A 16,866-nucleotide genomic window follows, 5' to 3' on the forward strand; every position below is an offset into this window, starting at 1 on the left:
CGTCTATCGAAAATCAGTGAGTCATACTAGCTTGTGAATGTGAACGCTTTCACAAGCGTGATCCACGAGCGTGAGGTAAGGAGTGACGACGTGGACCTGGCTCTGGCGCCGGAGACCCTGGCGCGCTGGCAGTTCGGCATCACCACCGTCTACCACTTCCTCTTCGTCCCCCTGACGATCTCCCTCGCGGCCCTCACCGCCGGGCTGCAGACCGCATGGGTGCGCACGGAGAACGAGAAGTACCTCAGGGCGACGAAGTTCTGGGGCAAGCTCTTCCTGATCAACATCGCGATGGGTGTCGTCACCGGCATCGTGCAGGAGTTCCAGTTCGGCATGAACTGGTCCGACTACTCGCGTTTCGTCGGGGACGTCTTCGGCGCCCCGCTCGCCTTCGAGGCCCTGATCGCCTTCTTCTTCGAGTCCACCTTCATCGGCCTGTGGATCTTCGGCTGGGACAAGCTGCCGAAGAAGATCCACCTGGCCTGCATCTGGATGGTCTCGATCGGCACGATCCTGTCGGCGTACTTCATCCTCGCGGCCAACTCGTGGATGCAGCACCCCGTCGGCTACCGGATCAACAAGGAGAAGGGGCGGGCCGAGCTCACCGACTTCTGGGCCGTGCTGACCCAGAACACCGCGCTCAGCCAGGTCTTCCACACCATGTCCGCGGCCTTCCTCACCGGTGGCGCCTTCATGGTCGGCATCGCCGCCTTCCATCTGTACCGCAAGAAGCACATCCCGGTGATGAAGACCTCGCTGCGGCTCGGCCTGATCACGGTGGTCATCGCCGGTCTGCTCACCGCCATCAGCGGTGACACCCTCGGCAAGGTCATGTTCAAGCAGCAGCCGATGAAGATGGCCGCCGCCGAGGCCCTGTGGGACGGCGAGGCACCCGCGCCGTTCTCGGTCTTCGCCTACGGCGATGTCGAGAAGGGGCACAACAAGGTCGCCATAGAGATCCCGGGCCTGCTGTCCTTCCTTGCGAACGACGACTTCAGCTCCTACGTCCCCGGCATCAACGACGTGAACAAGGCCGAACAGGAGAAGTACGGTCCCGGCGACTACCGGCCCAACATCCCCGTCGCCTACTGGGGCTTCCGCTGGATGATCGGCTTCGGCATGACGTCCTTCGCGATCGGCCTGGCGGGGCTCTGGCTCACCCGCAAGAAGTTCCTGCTGCCGCAGCACCTGAGGGTCGGCGAGGACGAGGTGCCGCACGTGGTGCTGTTCAAGAACAAGGCGCTCAGCCCGAAGCTCACCAAGCTCTACTGGCTGGCGGCGATCTGGACGCTGGGCTTCCCGCTGATCGCCAACTCCTGGGGCTGGATCTTCACCGAGATGGGCCGTCAGCCCTGGGTCGTCTACGGCGTCCTCCAGACCCGTGACGCGGTCTCCCCCGGGGTCTCCCAGGGTGAGGTCCTCACGTCGATGATCGTCTTCACGGCGCTCTACGCGATCCTCGCCGTCATCGAGGTCAAGCTGCTGGTGAAGTACGTGAAGGCCGGCCCGCCCGAGCTCACCGAGGCCGACCTCAACCCGCCCACGAAGATCGGCGGCGACTCCCGTGACGCCGACAAGCCGATGGCCTTCTCCTACTAGGCCGAGGGAGCTGCACAGTCATGGAACTGCACGACGTCTGGTTCGTTCTGATCGCCGTCCTGTGGACCGGCTACTTCTTCCTGGAGGGCTTCGACTTCGGGGTCGGCATCCTCACCAAGCTGCTCGCCCGGGACCGGCCCGAGCGGCGGGTGCTCATCAACACCATCGGGCCCGTCTGGGACGGCAACGAGGTGTGGCTGCTCACGGCGGGCGGCGCGACCTTCGCCGCCTTCCCCGAGTGGTACGCCACGCTCTTCTCCGGCTTCTACCTGCCCCTGCTGCTCATCCTGGTCTGTCTGATCGTGCGGGGCGTCGCCTTCGAATACCGGGCGAAGCGGCCCGAGGAGAACTGGCAGCGCAACTGGGAGACCGCGATCTTCTGGACCTCGCTCCTTCCCGCGTTCCTGTGGGGCGTCGCCTTCGGCAACATCGTGGGGGGCGTCAAGATCGACCAGGACTTCGAGTACGTGGGCAACGTCTGGGACCTGCTCAACCCGCACGCGCTGCTGGGCGGTCTGGTGACCCTGACGCTGTTCACCTTCCACGGTGCGGTGTTCACGGCGCTCAAGACCGTCGGCGAGATCCGGGAACGGGCGCGGAAGCTGGCCCTGAAGGTGGGGCTCGCCACCGCCGTGTTCGCTTCGATCTTCCTGCTGTGGACGCAGATCGACAGTGGTGACGCCAAGAGTCTGGTCGCCCTGGTCGTGGCGGTCGGTGCCCTGGTCGCGGCGCTTGTGGCGAACCAGGTGGGACGCGAGGGCTGGTCGTTCGCGCTCTCCGGCGTCACCATCGTGGCCGCCGTGGCGATGCTGTTCCTGACGCTCTTCCCGAACGTCATGCCGTCCACGCTCGACGAGAACTGGAGCCTCACGGTGACCAACGCCTCGTCCAGCCCGTACACCTTGAAGATCATGACCTGGTGTGCGGGGATCGCCACACCGATCGTGCTGCTCTACCAGGGCTGGACGTACTGGGTGTTCCGTAAGCGGATCGGTACGCAGCACATCGCCGAGGCCGCGCACTGAGTCTGACGTGGGGTGTGTTTCACGTGAAACACACCCCATGAGGAGAAAGCGTGTTTCACGTGAAACACGCTTTTTGAGAAGAGGGTGTTTCACGTGAAACCGATCGACCCGCGCCTCCTCCGGTACGCCCGCGCCACCCGTCTCTTCCTGGTGGCGGTCGTCGGTCTGGGTGCCGTCGGAGCGGTCCTGGTCATCGCGCAGGCGATGCTCATCGCCGAGGTCGTGGTGGGGGCCTTCGAGCACGGTCTGTCCGTCGCCGAACTGCGTACCCCCCTGCTGCTGTTGGCGGCCGTGGCGGTCGGCCGGGCGCTGGTGGCCTGGCTCACCGAACTCGCCGCGCACCGCGCGAGTGCCGCTGTGAAGTCGGAACTGCGGGGTCGGCTGCTGGAGCGGGCGACCGCGTTGGGGCCGAACTGGCTCAGCGGCCGGCGTACCGGTTCGCTGGTCGCCCTCGCCACGCGAGGCGTGGACGCCCTCGACGACTACTTCTCGCGCTACCTGCCGCAGCTGGGGCTGGCGGTGGTCGTACCGGTCGCGGTGCTCGCCCGGATTGTGACGGAGGACTGGGTGTCCGCCGCGATCATCGTCGGCACCCTGCCCCTGATCCCGGTCTTCATGGTGCTGATCGGCTGGGCCACACAGTCGCGGATGGACCGTCAGTGGCGGTTGCTGTCCCGGCTGTCCGGCCACTTCCTGGACGTTGTCGCCGGGCTGCCCACGCTCAAGGTGTTCGGGCGGGCCAAGGCGCAGGCCGAGTCGATTCGGCGCATCACCGGCGAGTACCGACAGGCGACCATGCGGACGCTGCGGATCGCCTTCATCTCGTCGTTCGCCCTGGAGTTGCTGGCGACGCTCTCGGTGGCTCTGGTGGCCGTGACGATCGGCATGCGCCTCGTGCACGGTGAGATGGACCTGTACATCGGCCTGGTGATCCTCGTGCTCGCGCCGGAGGCGTACCTCCCGCTGCGGCAGGTCGGGGCGCAGTACCACGCGGCCGCCGAGGGGCTGGCTGCCGCCGAGGAGATCTTCGAAGTGCTGGAGACCCCGGCACCGGTGCCGGGCACGGTCGCGGTCGCCGAGGGAGGGGTGGCCTTCGAGGGCGTGACCGTCCGCTACCCCGGGCGCTCCGCCGACGCCGTCGCGGATGTGTCGTTCACCGTGGAACCCGGGGAGACGGTCGCGCTGGTCGGACCGAGCGGCGCGGGCAAGTCGACCCTGCTCAACGCGCTGCTGGGGTTCGTGCGGCCGGCCGCGGGCCGGGTTCTGGCCGGGGGAGTCGACCTCGCGTCGGCCGACCTGGAGCAGTGGCGCTCTCGGGTCGCATGGGTGCCGCAGCGCCCGCACCTCTACGCCGGGACGATCGACGAGAACGTACGGCTGGCGCGTCCCGACGCCGACGATGCGGCCGTACACCGGGCGCTGGCGGACGCGGGGGCGCTGGAGTTCGTCGAGGCGCTGCCCGCCGGGACCGGCACGGTGCTCGGCGAGGACGGGGTTGGGCTGTCCGCCGGGCAGCGGCAGCGCCTGGCGTTGGCCAGGGCGTTCCTCGCGGACCGGCCCGTGCTGCTGCTGGACGAGCCGACGGCCGCGCTCGACGGGGAGACCGAGGCGGAGGTGGTGGCGGCCGTGCGGCGCCTCGCCGCCGGCCGGACCGTCCTGCTCGTCGTGCACCGGCCGGCGCTGCTGGCGGTGGCGGACCGTGTGGTGCGGCTGGCCGAGGCCGAGGCACCCGTGCCCGTGGAGGCCGCGCCCAAGAACGCTCCGGCCCCGTCGGAAGATGTGGCCGCACTGCCCGTCGGCGACGACTCCGGGGCGGGGCTCACCGTGACCGGCGGTGGCGTCCTCGCGCGGGTCCGCGCCATGGCCGGCCCCCGACGCGGGCGGCTCGCCCTCGCGCTGCTGCTCGGCAGCCTCGCCCTCGGCAGTGCCGTGGGCCTGATGGCCACCTCCGGATGGCTCATCTCGCGGGCCTCGCAGCAGCCTCCGGTGCTGTACCTGATGGTGGCCGTGACGGCGACCCGAGCCTTCGGCATCGGGCGGGCGGTGTTCCGGTACGCGGAGCGGCTCGTGTCCCACGACGCCGTGCTGCGGATGCTGGCCGACACCCGGGTCGCCGTCTGGCGCCGGCTGGAGCGGCTGGCGCCCGCGGGGCTGCGCTCGACCCGGCGGGGTGACCTGCTGACGCGGCTTGTCGCCGATGTGGACGCCCTCCAGGACTACTGGCTGCGCTGGCTGCTGCCCGCCGGTTGCGCCGTCCTCGTCTCGGTCGGGTCCGTCGCCTTCACGGCGTGGCTGCTGCCGGAGGCCGGGGCGGTGCTCGCCGCCGGGCTGCTGACGGCCGGGATCGGCGTTCCCTTGGTCACCGGTGCCGTGGCGCGCCGGGCCGAGCGGCGGCTCGCCCCGGCCCGAGGGGTGCTCGCCACCCACACGGCCGACCTGCTCACCGGCACCGCCGAGCTCACCGTCGCGGGCGCGTTGCCCGTCCGTAGCGCGGGGGTGCGCGCGGCCGACTCCGTGCTCACCCGCATCGCCTCGCGCGCGGCGACCGCCACCGCCCTCGGCGACGGACTGACCGCGCTCGTCTCCGGGCTGACCGTCACGGCCGCCGCCCTGGTGGGCGCCCAGGCCGTTGCCGACGGACGGCTGAGCGGCGTGACCATGGCCGTGGTCGTCCTCACCCCGCTGGCCGCCTTCGAAGCCGTCCTGGGGCTGCCCCTGGCCGTGCAGTACCGCCAACGGGTGCGCAGGAGCGCCGAGCGGGTGTACGAGGTCCTGGACTCCCCCGAGCCCGTGCGCGAGCCGGAGAGTCCCCGTCAGGCGCCCGCATCGCCCTTCCCGCTGGTCCTGCGGGGCCTGGCCGCCCGGCATGAAGGGCAGGGCCGGGACGCGCTCGCCGAGGTCGACCTCACCCTGACGCAGGGACGCCGGATCGCCGTCGTCGGGCCCTCCGGCTCCGGCAAGACCACGCTCGCGCAGGTGCTGCTGCGGTTCCTGGACGCCGACACGGGCTCGTACACGCTCGGCGGGGTGGACGCGCGGGCCCTGGACGGCGACGACGTACGCCGACTCGTCGGGCTGTGCGCGCAGGACGCGCACCTCTTCGACAGCTCGGTCCGCGAGAACCTCCTGCTCGCGAAGAAGGGGGCGAACGAGGAGGAGCTGCGGGACGCGCTGGGGCGAGCCCGGCTGCTGGAGTGGGCCGACGGTCTGCCCGACGGGCTCGACACGCTCGTGGGCGAGCACGGCGCCCGGCTCTCCGGCGGGCAGCGGCAGCGGCTCGCGCTGGCCCGGGCGCTGCTCGCCGACTTCCCCGTCCTGGTGCTCGACGAGCCGGCCGAGCATCTGGACCTGCCGACCGCCGACGCGCTCACCCAGGACCTGCTGGCGGCCACCGAGGGCCGTACGACCCTGCTCATCACCCACCGGCTGGCCGGTCTCGAGGCGGTCGACGAGGTGATCGTGCTGGACGAGGGACGGGTGGTGCAGCGGGGTTCCTACGCGGCACTGGCGTCGGCGGAGGGGCCGTTGCGGAGGATGGCCGAACGGGAGGAAGCCACGGAGCTGTTGGTGGCGGCGCGCTGACTTGCCGAGCCCAGCCCGACTTTCCGTGACAAATCATGCTGATTAGGCTCAGGGCATGTCCACGGATCCGCTTTCCGCTCCCCCGCCGGAACTGCGCTCCACCCTGGAGCGGATCTGTGAGACGGCGGTGGAGTCGACCCGGGCCCGGTACGCGCTGATCGGGGTCGTCCGTGAGGGCCACGACGGTCCGACCGACGTCGTATCCCACGGTCTCGACGAGGTGACCGCCCGCCGCATCGGCCGACTGCCCGACGGACACGGCGGGTTGCGCCTGCCGATCCGGGCCCACGGGGAGGCCTTGGGCACCCTCTGTCTGGCGGAGAGGCGGGACGGGCGGCCGTTCGGCGATCAGGAAGTGGCCACGGCCCGGGTGCTGGCCGCCGAGGCGGGCATCGCCATCGGCAACGCCCGCCTGTACGAGGCCGCTCAGCAGCGCGAACGATGGATCGACGGCTCGGTCGCCGTCACCACGGCGCTGCTGTCCGGCGGGGACGCTCATGACGCCCTCCAGGTCGTCGCCGAACAGGCCCGCGGGCTGTCCGCTTCCGCCGCAGGGGTCGTGCTGCTGCCCGCCGACGAGGGCGGCCTGGAGATCGTCGCCGTGGCCGCGGACCGGCCGTCGACGATGCTCGGCGAGGTCGTCCCGCCGGACAGCGAGATCGTCACCGAACTCCTCGACGGTCAGGCGGTGTTCGTGGCGGACGCCGGCGACGATCCGCGCACGCTCACGGCGTCCGCACGAGGCTACGGGCCGATCATGCTGCTCCCCCTCCGGAACGACGGGCGCGTCCTCGGCGCCCTGGTCATGCTCCGCAGCCGCGGGGAAAGGCCGTTCGGGGAGGACGAGCGGGCCCTCGCCGTCCAGTTCGCCTCACAGGCCGCGCTCGCGCTGATGATGGCCGAGGCGCAGCGCGACCGGGAGCGGCTCGCGGTGTTCGAGGACCGTGACCGCATCGCTCGTGACCTGCACGATCTCGTCGTCCAGCGGCTGTTCACGACCGGGATGATGCTGGAGAGCGCCCAGCGCGGGTCCGTCGTGCCCGAGGTGCGGGAGGGCGTCGCCAAGGCCGTCGACGAACTCGACGTCACCATCCAGGAGATCCGTGGCGCGGTCTTCGCGCTCCAGCAAGGTCCCGCCGAGACGCCGGCCGGGCTGCGCACGCGGGTGCTGCGGGAGATCAACACGGTGGCCGTGCCGCTCGGCTTCACGCCGTCGCACCGGTTCGTCGGGCCGGTCGACACCCTGGTCGGCGACCTCACCGGCAAGAACCTCGTCGCGGCTCTCCGGGAGGCCCTCTCCAACGCCTTCCGGCACGCGGGTGCCTCCCGTGTCGACGTCGTCGTCGACGCGACGGTGACCCTCCCCGACGGCCGGCCGGGTGTGCGGCTGACCGTCGCCGACGACGGTGTCGGCATCCCCGACGGCGGCCGGCGCAGCGGGCTGCGGAACCTGCGGCGACGGGCCGAGGCGCTCGGCGGAGACAGTGCGCACGGTCCGGGCATCGGGGCGGACGGCGCCGGTACGACGGTGGTGTGGCAGGCGCCGTACTGAGCCATCAGAGGCGGTTCGTCCCCCAGGCGTACGACTTGAACAGGACCGGGGACCGGTGGCCGGGTCACGATCGCTGACATGCGCTCACCTCGCGGTCGTGTCCTGCTCGTTCCGGTTCTGCTGTGCGTGTCCGGGCTGTTCGCGACCCGGCCCACGGCCGCCGAGGGTGAGCCCGGCGACGGCTCGGACTCCCGGATCAGCGCGCAGGTGGCGCGGTTGTACGAGGACGCGGCGGTGGCGACGCAGCGGTACGAGGCGGGGCGGCGCGAGGCGGAGAAGCAGCGGGGGCAGGCCCGGCGTGCGGAGGAACTCCTCACCCGTGAGCGGCGGGAGATCGCCGTGCTGCGCGAGGACCTGGGCCGTATCGCCCGCGCCCAGTACCGCGGCGGTGGCGGTCTGCCGGTCGTCGCGCAACTGGTCCTGGCGGGCAGCCCCGACAAGCTGATGCGCGGCCAACACGTCTTCTCGCAGGCGAACCTCGCCGTCGACAACGCGATCGGCAAGAACCGGCGGGCGGAGGCACGGCTGGCCGCCGACGAGGCGAAGGCCGTCGAGGCCTGGCAGGCCGTGGAGCGGCGTGCCCGGGAACTCGCGCGGCTGAAGAAGGACATCGACGACAAGCTCGAACAGGCACGATGGCAGTTGCAGGGTCGGGCGGACGCGTCGGTGGCGGCGGGCTCCTGCCGCGGTGCCGTGCGCCTGGACCAGCCGCCGACGCACTTCGTGGGCGACTGGGTCACACCGGTCGAGACATATGCCCTGTCCGCGGCGTACGGCAGCGGTGGCGCGCGCTGGGCGAACCGGCACACCGGGCAGGACTTCGCGGTGCCGATCGGGACGCCGGTACGGGCGGTCGGTGCGGGCCGCGTGGTGCGGGTCTCGTGCGGGGGCGCGTTCGGGATCGAGGTCGTGGTGCGGCATCCCGACGGTTACTGCACGCAGTACGCGCATCTCGCCGCCGTCACCGTCGACCAGGGCGACAAAGTGACCACCGGGCAGTGGATCGGGCAGTCGGGCACCTCGGGCAACTCGACCGGCCCGCACCTGCACTTCGAGGTGCGGGTGACGCCCGACGCGGGCTCGGCGCTCGACCCGGTGCCCTGGCTGGCGGCACGCGGAGCGCCCGTCGGCTGAGGCTCCCCCCGCGCACCCGACCTGATCGGGCACAGGATGTCGGGTCCGGCCGGATGCCCGCCGCCTAGCGTGGTGAGCGCAACAGCGGAAGGAGACCGGAGTGCTGGAGCGGCTCAACCAGGCGATGGAGTACGTCGAGGACCACCTCGACGAGCCGATCGACGTGTCGGCGCTGGCACACGGCGCGGCCACCTCGGAGTACCACCTGCGCCGGATGTTCTCCGCGCTCGCCGGTATGCCCCTGTCGGAGTACATCCGGCGCAGGCGGCTGACCGTCGCGGGCGCCGAGGTGCTCGCCGGAGGGGACTCACTGCTGGAGATCGCGGTGCGCTACGGCTACGGCTCGGGTGAGGCGTTCGCCCGGGCGTTCCGTGGCGTGCACGGCGTCGGGCCGGGCGAGGCCCGCCGTACCGGCGCCGCGCTCGTGTCCCAGCCCCGGCTGGCCTTCCGTCTCACCGTCGAAGGGAGCAGCAGCATGCGCTATCGCGTAGTGGACCGACCGGCGTTCACCGTCGCCGGCCTCAAGGCCCGGGTGCCCTTGGTGCACACGGGGCCGAACCAGGCGATCATCGACTTCGTCCGCGGGATCGACCGGCAGGTCCTGGAGCGCCTGGAGAAGCTGTCGGACCAGGAGCCACAGGGCATCGTCGCGGTCTGTGACGACCTGGATCCGAGCCGGGCCGAGGGCACCGAACTCGACTACTACCAAGGGGTGATCACTTCCGCGGCCGCTCCCGAGGGCACGACCGCCCTGGCCGTGCCGGCCGGCACCTGGGCCGTCTTCACCACGTCAGGGCCGGCACCGCAGGCCATCCAGGAGCTGTGGCGGGACGTGTTCACGCAGTGGTTCCCGTCCAACCCGTACCGCAGCCGTCCCGGCCCGGAGGTCCTGCGCACCCGGCTGTCACCGGACGGGTCCGAGGCCGACGCCGAACTGTGGCTGCCGGTGGAGCGGGAGCAGGGCTGATGTCCCTCGGCGGAGCTACGCCCGCTCGGCGATCAGCTGCTCGATGACGACGGCGACCCCGTCCTCGTTGTTGGCGACGGTCTGCCCGGAGGCGGCCGCGAGTACGTCCGCGTGCGCGTTGCCCATCGCGTACGACCGGCCGGCCCAGGTGAGCATCTCGACGTCGTTCGGCATGTCGCCGAACGCGACGACCTCCTCGTGGGAGATACCGCGTTCCGCGCAGCACAGGGCGAGCGTGCTGGCCTTGGAGACGTCGGGGCCGCTGATCTCCAGCAGGGCGCTGGGGCTGGAGCGGGTGACGTTGGCGCGGTCGCCGATGGCCAGCCGGGCGAGGGTGAGGAAGGCGTCGGGGTCGATCGTGGGGTGGAACGCGAGGATCTTCAACACCGGCTCGCCGGCCCCGGGGGCGTCCGGCGCCAGCAGGCGCTCGGCCGGCGCGAGGGTGTCGGGTATCTCCATGTGCATCTTGGGATACTCCGGCTCCTGGTAGAAGCCGTATGTCTGCTCGATGGCGTACATGGTGCCGGGCGCCGCCTCCCGCAGCAGCCGTACGGCGTCCAGCGCGTTCTCCCGGGCCAGCTCGCGCACCTTCACGAACCGGTGGGCGCCGGGGCCGCCGTGCAGGTCGACGACGGCGGCGCCGTTGCCGCAGATCGCCAGGCCGTGCCCGTGGACGTGCTCGCTGACGACGTCCATCCAGCGGGCCGGGCGGCCGGTGACGAAGAAGACCTCGATGCCCGCCTCCTCGGCGGCGGCGAGGGCGGCGACCGTGCGCGGGGACACCGACTTGTCGTCGCGCAGCAGAGTCCCGTCGAGATCGGTGGCGACCAGCCGGGGCGGGAGGGTGGCGGCCGGGGTCTCGGGCTGTCGAGTCGCTGAGGTCACCGGGCCATTCTCGCGCATATGCCTGCACGGTCGGGCGCGAGCCCGCACACATGAGACACCGTCGGGCCGCGGACGGCCTGATGCCGAGGTCAGCGCAGTTGTGCCGGGGCCTCCATGGCGATCTGCTCGAAGACCTTCTCGTCCGCGGCGAACACGGAGTCGGCGATGGGCCAGTGGACCACGATCTCCGTGAAGCCGAGTTCCCGGTGCCGGCCCGCGAAGTCGACGAAGGCGTCCAGGGACTCCAGCGGACGCCCGCGGTCCGGTGTGAACCCGGTGAGCAGGATCTTGTCCAGCTCCTGTGTGTCCCGCCCGATCTCGGCGCAGGTGTCGGTGAGCCTCTCCACCTGGCCGCGAATGGCCTGAACCGACTGCTCGGGGGTGCCGCTCTCGTAGAGCTTGGGGTCGCCCGTGGTCACCCAGGCCTGTCCGTACCGCGCGGCGAGCCGCAGCCCGCGGGGGCCGGTCGCGGCGACCGCGAAGGGCAGCCGGGGGCGCTGGACGCAGCCGGGGATGTTGCGTGCCTCGTGCGCCGAGTAGTGGTCGCCCTCGTACGACACGGAGTCCTCGGTGAGCAACCGGTCCAGCAGCGGTACGAACTCGGCGAGGCGGTCGGCCCGCTCGCGCGGGGTCCAGGGTTCCTGGCCGAGGGCGGTGGCGTCGAAGCCGGTGCCGCCCGCGCCGATCCCCAGGGTCACCCGGCCGGCGGAGACATCGTCCAGGGAGATCAGTTCCTTGGCGAGGGTCACCGGGTGCCGGAAGTTCGGCGAGGTCACCAGCGTGCCCAGACGCAGCCGGTCGGTGACGGCCGCTGCGGCGGTCAGCGTCGGGATCGCGCCGAACCACGGCCCGTCGCGGAAGGTGCGCCAGGACAGGTGGTCGTAGGTGTACGCGGTGTGGAAGCCGAGCTGCTCGGCCCGTGTCCAGGTGGAACGGCCCCCCTCGTGCCAACGCAGGTGCGGGAGGATCACGGTGCTCAGACGCAGACTCATGTCATCGAGCGTATGCGGACGAGCGTGTTTCACGTGAAACAGTCACCGTACGCGTCCGCCCAGCCACGGGCTGAGGCCGACCAGGATGAATTCCTTGTGCACGCGGTCCTGCGGCAGCGGCACCATCAGGAAGTGAGCGGGCGGAAAGCGCCGGATCTTCACCCAGGCGTGGCCGTCGTAGAGAGAGCGGAGAAAGGCGGGGACGTCGTCGCGGTCGACGTCGGGGCACTCCACCCCGTCTACGGTGATCAGGGCGTCGTCGTCGGGGTAGAGCCGCACGCTCACGCTCGGGCGGCCGCCGAGTTCGACGTAGGCCTCGTGCGGCAGCGAGCCGTCAGGGTCGGTGGTGACGCCGACGCCGGCGGAGGTGCGGCGGGAGGTCTGATCGGCGCCGATGTCGTGGGTGACCTCGATCTCGAGCGCGTACTGGGCGGCGATCGACCGGAGGGCGGTGACGGCGGCCTCAGTGGTGGGGAGGTGGTCCATACCTGTGATCATGCCGAAAGAGGAGGTGGCGCGGCAGCCGAAGCCGCGCCTCAGTGCCGCTCGGGAAAGCGCAGGTACCGCGCGGGCACGGCCTTCGTCAGCCACACCCCGTTGGCGCTGACATGGAAGACATGGCCGTCACGGTGCATGGCTTCCGCGTCGACGGCGAGGACCACGGGGCGGCCCCGGCGCGCTCCGACCCGGGTCGCGGTCTCCCGGTCGGCCGAGAGGTGCACGTCGTGCCGGTTCATGGGCCGCAGCCCCTCGGCGCGGATCGCGTCCAGGGAGGGGGCTACGGTCCCGTGGTAGAGGTACGACGGCGGGGTCGCCGGGGGCAGCCCGAGGTCGACCTCGACGCTGTGGCCCTGGCTGGCGCGGATCCGGCTGCCGTCGATCGCGAAGCGCTTCTTGTCGTTGGCCGCGACGACGTGGTCCAGCTCGTCCCGGGTGAAGCGGAAGCCGTGCGCGGCGCAGGCCGCGATCAGTTCGTCGATCTCCACCCAGCCGGCCTCGTCGAGCGTGAGGCCGATCCGCTCCGGCTGGTGTCGCAGGTGCTTGGAGAGGTACTTCGACACCTTCACGGTGCGTCTCTCGTCCCGGTCCCTTTCGTTCATCCGCTCAGCATGACGTGAGAGACGCAGATCACGCACTCAGTTTTGGGGCTCAGGTTTGGTCCACAGCCAACTGTAGTTATCCACAGGCCAGTTGCCGATTCTGTGGACAACTGGCCATCGCCTCAGTCCTCTTCATCAAGATCATCTGACGCCCCATGACTTGAGACAAGGTGGTCCAAGGCGCGGGCACGGACCTCCCGTTCGGCCGCGAGAGCGAGAAAGCCCGCAGCATGCTCCGGGCCAACCAGAGCCTCCACGGCCCGCATTGTCCCCACCGGAACCGGGACCGTCCGTGTTCCCGACAGGGGTGGCGGGGTATCACCCGTGCCGAGGTGTCGACGCAGGTGATGACCGGCGAACAGGCGCATGGCCCGAGCCAGTTCGGCGTCCACGGTCTGCCGGGCGAGCGGGCGCAGCCGTCGGACGAGCGAGGCCGCCTCGGCCGCGTCGGCGTCGGTCGGACGGTGCGGTCCGTCGAGATAGCGCGCGAAGACGTGCTCGGTGGTGAACTCCAGGAAACGGGCGGCGATCTGCTCGACCTGGATCCTCAACTCCCTTAGATGGGAGGTGATCGCGCCCAGTGGAACCCCGGCAGCGTGCAACTCCACCGCTACTGCCAGCTCTTGGGGACTGGGCACGAGAAAGGCGTCCTCGTCACCGGGGACGGGTTCCAGCACGCCGAGTGCCACGGCGTCGGCGATCGCCCTGTCGTCGGCGGTGCCCCCGAAGCGGGCCGTCAGGTCGGAGCGGGAGACGCGGGAGGGCTCCTCGTCGGTCCACGGACCGTCCACCTCGGCGACCAGCCCCAGGACACCGCCCAGGCCACGGCCGGTGTCGTGGGCGTCCAGAAGTTCCTTGATGGAGGCGAGGGTGTAGCCGCGGTCCAGGAGGTCGGCGATCTGGTGGAGTCGGGTGCGATGGGCGTCGGAGTAGTGGTTGGCCCGCCCCTGACGCTCGGGGCGGGGGAGCAGGCCACGGTCCTGGTAGGCGCGGATGGTGCGGACGGTGGCGCCGGTCAGATGCGCCAGCGTCTCTATGCGGTACGGGGGCCCGGCGGGCGGTCCGGTGGTCAAGGCGTCTTTCCCCGAACGGTCGTTGCCATGGCGGAGGCCGCGTCCGCCGCCGGGCGCCGCGGGGCCGAGCGGCGGCTCACAGCGGCGGTCCCACCCGCGCCAGCGCCCGCAACGCCCTGGGCAGGAAACGCGACAGCGCGTAGGAGCCCCGCGCCTCCGGAGTGACCGGGACCATCGCCTTGTCGAGCACGACCGCCCGCAGGACGGCGTCCGCGACCTTCTCCGGCGGGTAGTTCCGCAGCCCGTACGCGCGCGTGGAGCGCTTCCGGCGACGCCGCTCCTCCTGCGCGTCCACTCCCACGAAGGTCGCCGTGGCGGTGATGTTGGTGTTCACCAGGCCGGGGCATATCGCCGTGACGCCGATGCCCTGGTCGGCCAGTTCCGCGCGCAGGCACTCGCTCAGCATCAGGACCGCCGCCTTGGAGGTGCTGTAGGCGGGCAGTGCCTTGGACGGCTGGTAGGCGGCCGCCGAGGCGGTGTTGACGATGTGGCCGCCCTGCCCGCGCTCGGCCATCTGCCGGCCGAAGAGACGGCAACCGTGGATGACACCCCACAGGTTGACGTCCAGAACCCTGCGCCAGTCCTCGGGCGTCGTGTCGAAGAACGAGCCCGACAGCCCGATGCCCGCGTTGTTCACCAGCACGTCCACCACACCGTGTTCCGCGTGGACCTTCGCCGCGAGTTTCTCCATCGCCTGCTCGTCGGAGACGTCCACCGCCTCCGCCCAGGCCTCGGGCGAGCCGACCAGGAGCGACATCTCGGCGGTGCGGGCCGCGCTCTCGGCGTCCCGGTCGACGGCGATCACCCGGGCGCCCGCCTCGGCGAACGCGAACGCCGTGGCCCGCCCGATACCGCTGCCCGCACCGGTGACCAGCACCAGCTGACCGGCGAAGCGCTCGGCGTACCGGCCGGTGGCGGCCTTGCGCACCGGCCCGCCCGCGTCGTCCCCGCGGGCCTCTCCCGCCGCCTCGGCCTCCCGCTCCCTCTCGACCGACGAGACGAAGTCGTCGATCCAGGAGGCGAGCCGGTCGGGCCGGGTGCGCGGGATCCAGTGCCCGGCCGGGAGGGTGCGCCGGGTCAACCGCGGTACCCAGTCCTCCAGTCCGTCGTACAGCCGCTCCGACAGGAACCGGTCCCCCGAGGGCGTGATGAGCTGCACGGGCGCGTGGGCGTACGCGTCCGCGCGCGGGCGGCGCAGGCGCGGCCGTACGTTGTCCCGGTACAGCCAGGCTCCGTGCGCCGCGTCCGACGCCAGCGACGGCGTCGGGTAGTCGCCGGCGGGAACCTTCTCGATCCGCCGCAGGATGCCGGGCCAGCGCTTGCCGAGCGGGCCGCGCCAGGCCAGTTCGGGCAGGACGGGCGTGTGCAGCAGGTACACGTACCAGGACTTGGCTCCCTGGCCGAGGAGTTGGCCGACCCGGCGCGGAGTCGGCCTGGTCAGCCGCTTGTTGATCCAGTGGCCGAAGTGGTCGAGGGACGGCCCGGACATCGAGGTGAAGGAGGCGATGCGGCCCCTGGTGCGCTCGACGGTCACGAACTCCCAGGACTGCACCGAGCCCCAGTCGTGCCCCACGAGGTGCACCGGCCGGTCCGGGCTGACCGCGTCCACGACCGCCAGGAAGTCGTCCGTGAGCTTCTCCAGGGTGAATCCGCCCCGCAGCGGCTTCGGCACGCCGGAACGGCCGTGCCCGCGGACGTCGTACAGCACCACATGGAACCCGTGCCGGTCGACCAGCCGGGACGCGACCTCGGACCACACCTCCTTGCTGTCCGGATAGCCGTGCACCAGGACGACCGTCGGCCGCTCCGGGTCCCCCAGCTCGGCCACGCACAGCTCGATCCCGCCGGTCCGCACCCGCCGCTCACGCGCACCCTCTGGCAACGTCACTTCCGCTCCGCCTTCCCTGCCGTCTCCGTTGCCGCTCCCGTGCCCGCCCAGCCGCGGACATGCGGCAGATCGTCGTCGAGCCAGAACGCGCTCTCCTCGGGATCCGCGGAGTCCGTGACGACGAGGATCTCCTCGAACTTCGCGCCCGTGCCCCGGAACCCGAGATGGGGTTCGACCGCCCACAGGCCCGGCCGCGGTGGATGGTCGGAGAAGCGGTACGGCGACCACAGCGGCGACCAGCCCTCCCGATGGCCGTGCAGCGCGTCGGACACCAGCCCCTTGAGGGACTGCGTGCCGAACCCGAACAGCCGGGGCGAGAAGCGGCGTTCCCTGACCCGGTCCACCTTGTGCGCGATCACGCCGAAGGGATACGCGCGGTGCCGGTTGGCGTAGCCCTGGCGGACCATGAGGCGGTCCACGTCGGCGTAGATCTCACGCAGCGAACGCCGCTCGCGCACCTCGCGCAGGATCAGCTCCCGGTGTGCGGCGAGGTCGGTCATCAGCCTCTCCTGCACGGGATGGGCGCCGAGCGCGCCCGAGTAGCCGATGTCCGCGGTGTACCCCTCGTACACCGGTGCCAGGTCGAGGATGAACGGCATCCCCGGCTCCAGCCGACGGCCGGTGGGGAAGAACTGCAACGGGACGCGGAAGCCGGTGAACGCCGTGCGGTCCCCGAACCAGGCGAACGGCAGATGGAACCAGTCGCGCACGCCCCGCTCGCGCAGCCACTCCCGCTGCATCCGCGCCGCCTCGCGCTCCGTCACACCCGGTCGCAGTTCGGCGGCCACGGCCTGCGCGCAGTCGTACGCCAGCCGCTGCACCCGTCTGAATCCCCGCAGCTCGGCGGAGAGTCCGCGTGTCCCTGCCGTCGGTGCCGTCGTCATGCCACCCCGTCCCAGCCAGTCCCCGTCGACTGCGCTACGTGTCCGTAACTTGACATCGCTGAATGTGACAGTTGTTAGAGACCGCGTCAATAGGGGGTGCGGAGCCTGTGGAAAACCCGCCGTCGCCGCCCCCGTAGCTCTCAGGCATGGCATCCCCTAAGGACCCGTACATCTGAGGTCTGATG

13 protein-coding genes are annotated in these 16,866 nt (G+C 71.2%); 6 read left to right on the forward strand and 7 right to left on the reverse strand.

The features are described 5' to 3' along the window. The first annotated feature begins 90 nt into the window (after positions 1-90). The 6 genes from OHU34_RS21710 to OHU34_RS21735 all read left to right on the forward strand — a co-directional run bounded on the left by OHU34_RS21710 (position 91) and on the right by OHU34_RS21735 (position 9,859). Positions 91-1,599 carry a cytochrome ubiquinol oxidase subunit I gene (locus OHU34_RS21710; protein WP_142267944.1) on the forward strand — a complete coding sequence of 503 codons (1,509 nt, stop codon included), beginning with the start codon at positions 91-93 and terminating at the stop codon, positions 1,597-1,599. 20 nt (positions 1,600-1,619) lie between these two features. Next, positions 1,620-2,624 carry a cytochrome d ubiquinol oxidase subunit II gene (gene cydB / locus OHU34_RS21715; protein ID WP_142265123.1) on the forward strand — a complete coding sequence of 335 codons (1,005 nt, stop codon included), beginning with the start codon at positions 1,620-1,622 and terminating at the stop codon, positions 2,622-2,624. A gap of 93 nt (positions 2,625-2,717) precedes the next feature. Continuing rightward, positions 2,718-6,206: a thiol reductant ABC exporter subunit CydD gene (cydD, locus tag OHU34_RS21720; RefSeq protein ID WP_405767896.1), complete on the forward strand. Its 3,489-nt coding sequence runs from the start codon at positions 2,718-2,720 to the stop codon at positions 6,204-6,206. Between the two features lie 55 nt (positions 6,207-6,261). Then, the gene (locus OHU34_RS21725; protein WP_142265121.1) at positions 6,262-7,758 is read left to right on the forward strand and encodes a GAF domain-containing sensor histidine kinase; all 1,497 of its coding nucleotides are present in this window, start codon (positions 6,262-6,264) and stop codon (positions 7,756-7,758) included. Positions 7,759-7,836: 78 nt separating this feature from the next. Next, on the forward strand, positions 7,837-8,892 hold the full coding sequence (locus OHU34_RS21730; RefSeq protein WP_405767900.1) for a peptidoglycan DD-metalloendopeptidase family protein: 1,056 nt from the start codon (positions 7,837-7,839) through the stop codon (positions 8,890-8,892). Between the two features lie 100 nt (positions 8,893-8,992). After that, the gene (locus tag OHU34_RS21735; RefSeq protein ID WP_230195249.1) at positions 8,993-9,859 is read left to right on the forward strand and encodes an AraC family transcriptional regulator; all 867 of its coding nucleotides are present in this window, start codon (positions 8,993-8,995) and stop codon (positions 9,857-9,859) included. 15 nt (positions 9,860-9,874) lie between these two features. Here OHU34_RS21735 and OHU34_RS21740 read toward each other — a convergent pair whose 3' ends face one another. From OHU34_RS21740 to OHU34_RS21770, 7 genes are all read right to left on the reverse strand, one after another. Further along, a complete protein-coding gene (locus tag OHU34_RS21740; protein ID WP_405767903.1) occupies positions 9,875-10,762 on the reverse strand; it encodes an HAD hydrolase family protein in 888 nt (295 codons plus the stop codon). Positions 10,763-10,833: 71 nt separating this feature from the next. Continuing rightward, positions 10,834-11,736, reverse strand: coding sequence for an LLM class flavin-dependent oxidoreductase (locus OHU34_RS21745; RefSeq protein WP_142265117.1), 903 nt, complete (start codon positions 11,734-11,736; stop codon positions 10,834-10,836). Between the two features lie 42 nt (positions 11,737-11,778). Further along, a complete protein-coding gene (locus OHU34_RS21750; protein WP_235034528.1) occupies positions 11,779-12,222 on the reverse strand; it encodes a hypothetical protein in 444 nt (147 codons plus the stop codon). A gap of 50 nt (positions 12,223-12,272) precedes the next feature. Further along, the gene (locus tag OHU34_RS21755; protein WP_405767905.1) at positions 12,273-12,836 is read right to left on the reverse strand and encodes an RNA 2'-phosphotransferase; all 564 of its coding nucleotides are present in this window, start codon (positions 12,834-12,836) and stop codon (positions 12,273-12,275) included. A gap of 122 nt (positions 12,837-12,958) precedes the next feature. After that, positions 12,959-13,909 carry a MerR family transcriptional regulator gene (locus tag OHU34_RS21760; protein ID WP_230195252.1) on the reverse strand — a complete coding sequence of 317 codons (951 nt, stop codon included), beginning with the start codon at positions 13,907-13,909 and terminating at the stop codon, positions 12,959-12,961. A gap of 76 nt (positions 13,910-13,985) precedes the next feature. After that, positions 13,986-15,797 (reverse strand): SDR family oxidoreductase, encoded by a 1,812-nt coding sequence (locus tag OHU34_RS21765; protein ID WP_405767907.1) that lies wholly within the window; start codon positions 15,795-15,797, stop codon positions 13,986-13,988. Next, positions 15,794-16,681 carry a M24 family metallopeptidase gene (locus OHU34_RS21770; protein ID WP_200839737.1) on the reverse strand — a complete coding sequence of 296 codons (888 nt, stop codon included), beginning with the start codon at positions 16,679-16,681 and terminating at the stop codon, positions 15,794-15,796. The genes OHU34_RS21765 and OHU34_RS21770 overlap by 4 nt, the downstream gene beginning before the upstream one ends. Between the last annotated feature and the right edge of the window lie 185 nt (positions 16,682-16,866).

Origin of the sequence: Streptomyces sp. NBC_00080 (assembly GCF_045041255.1) — a bacterium.
Lineage (GTDB): Bacteria > Actinomycetota > Actinomycetes > Streptomycetales > Streptomycetaceae > Streptomyces > Streptomyces coriariae.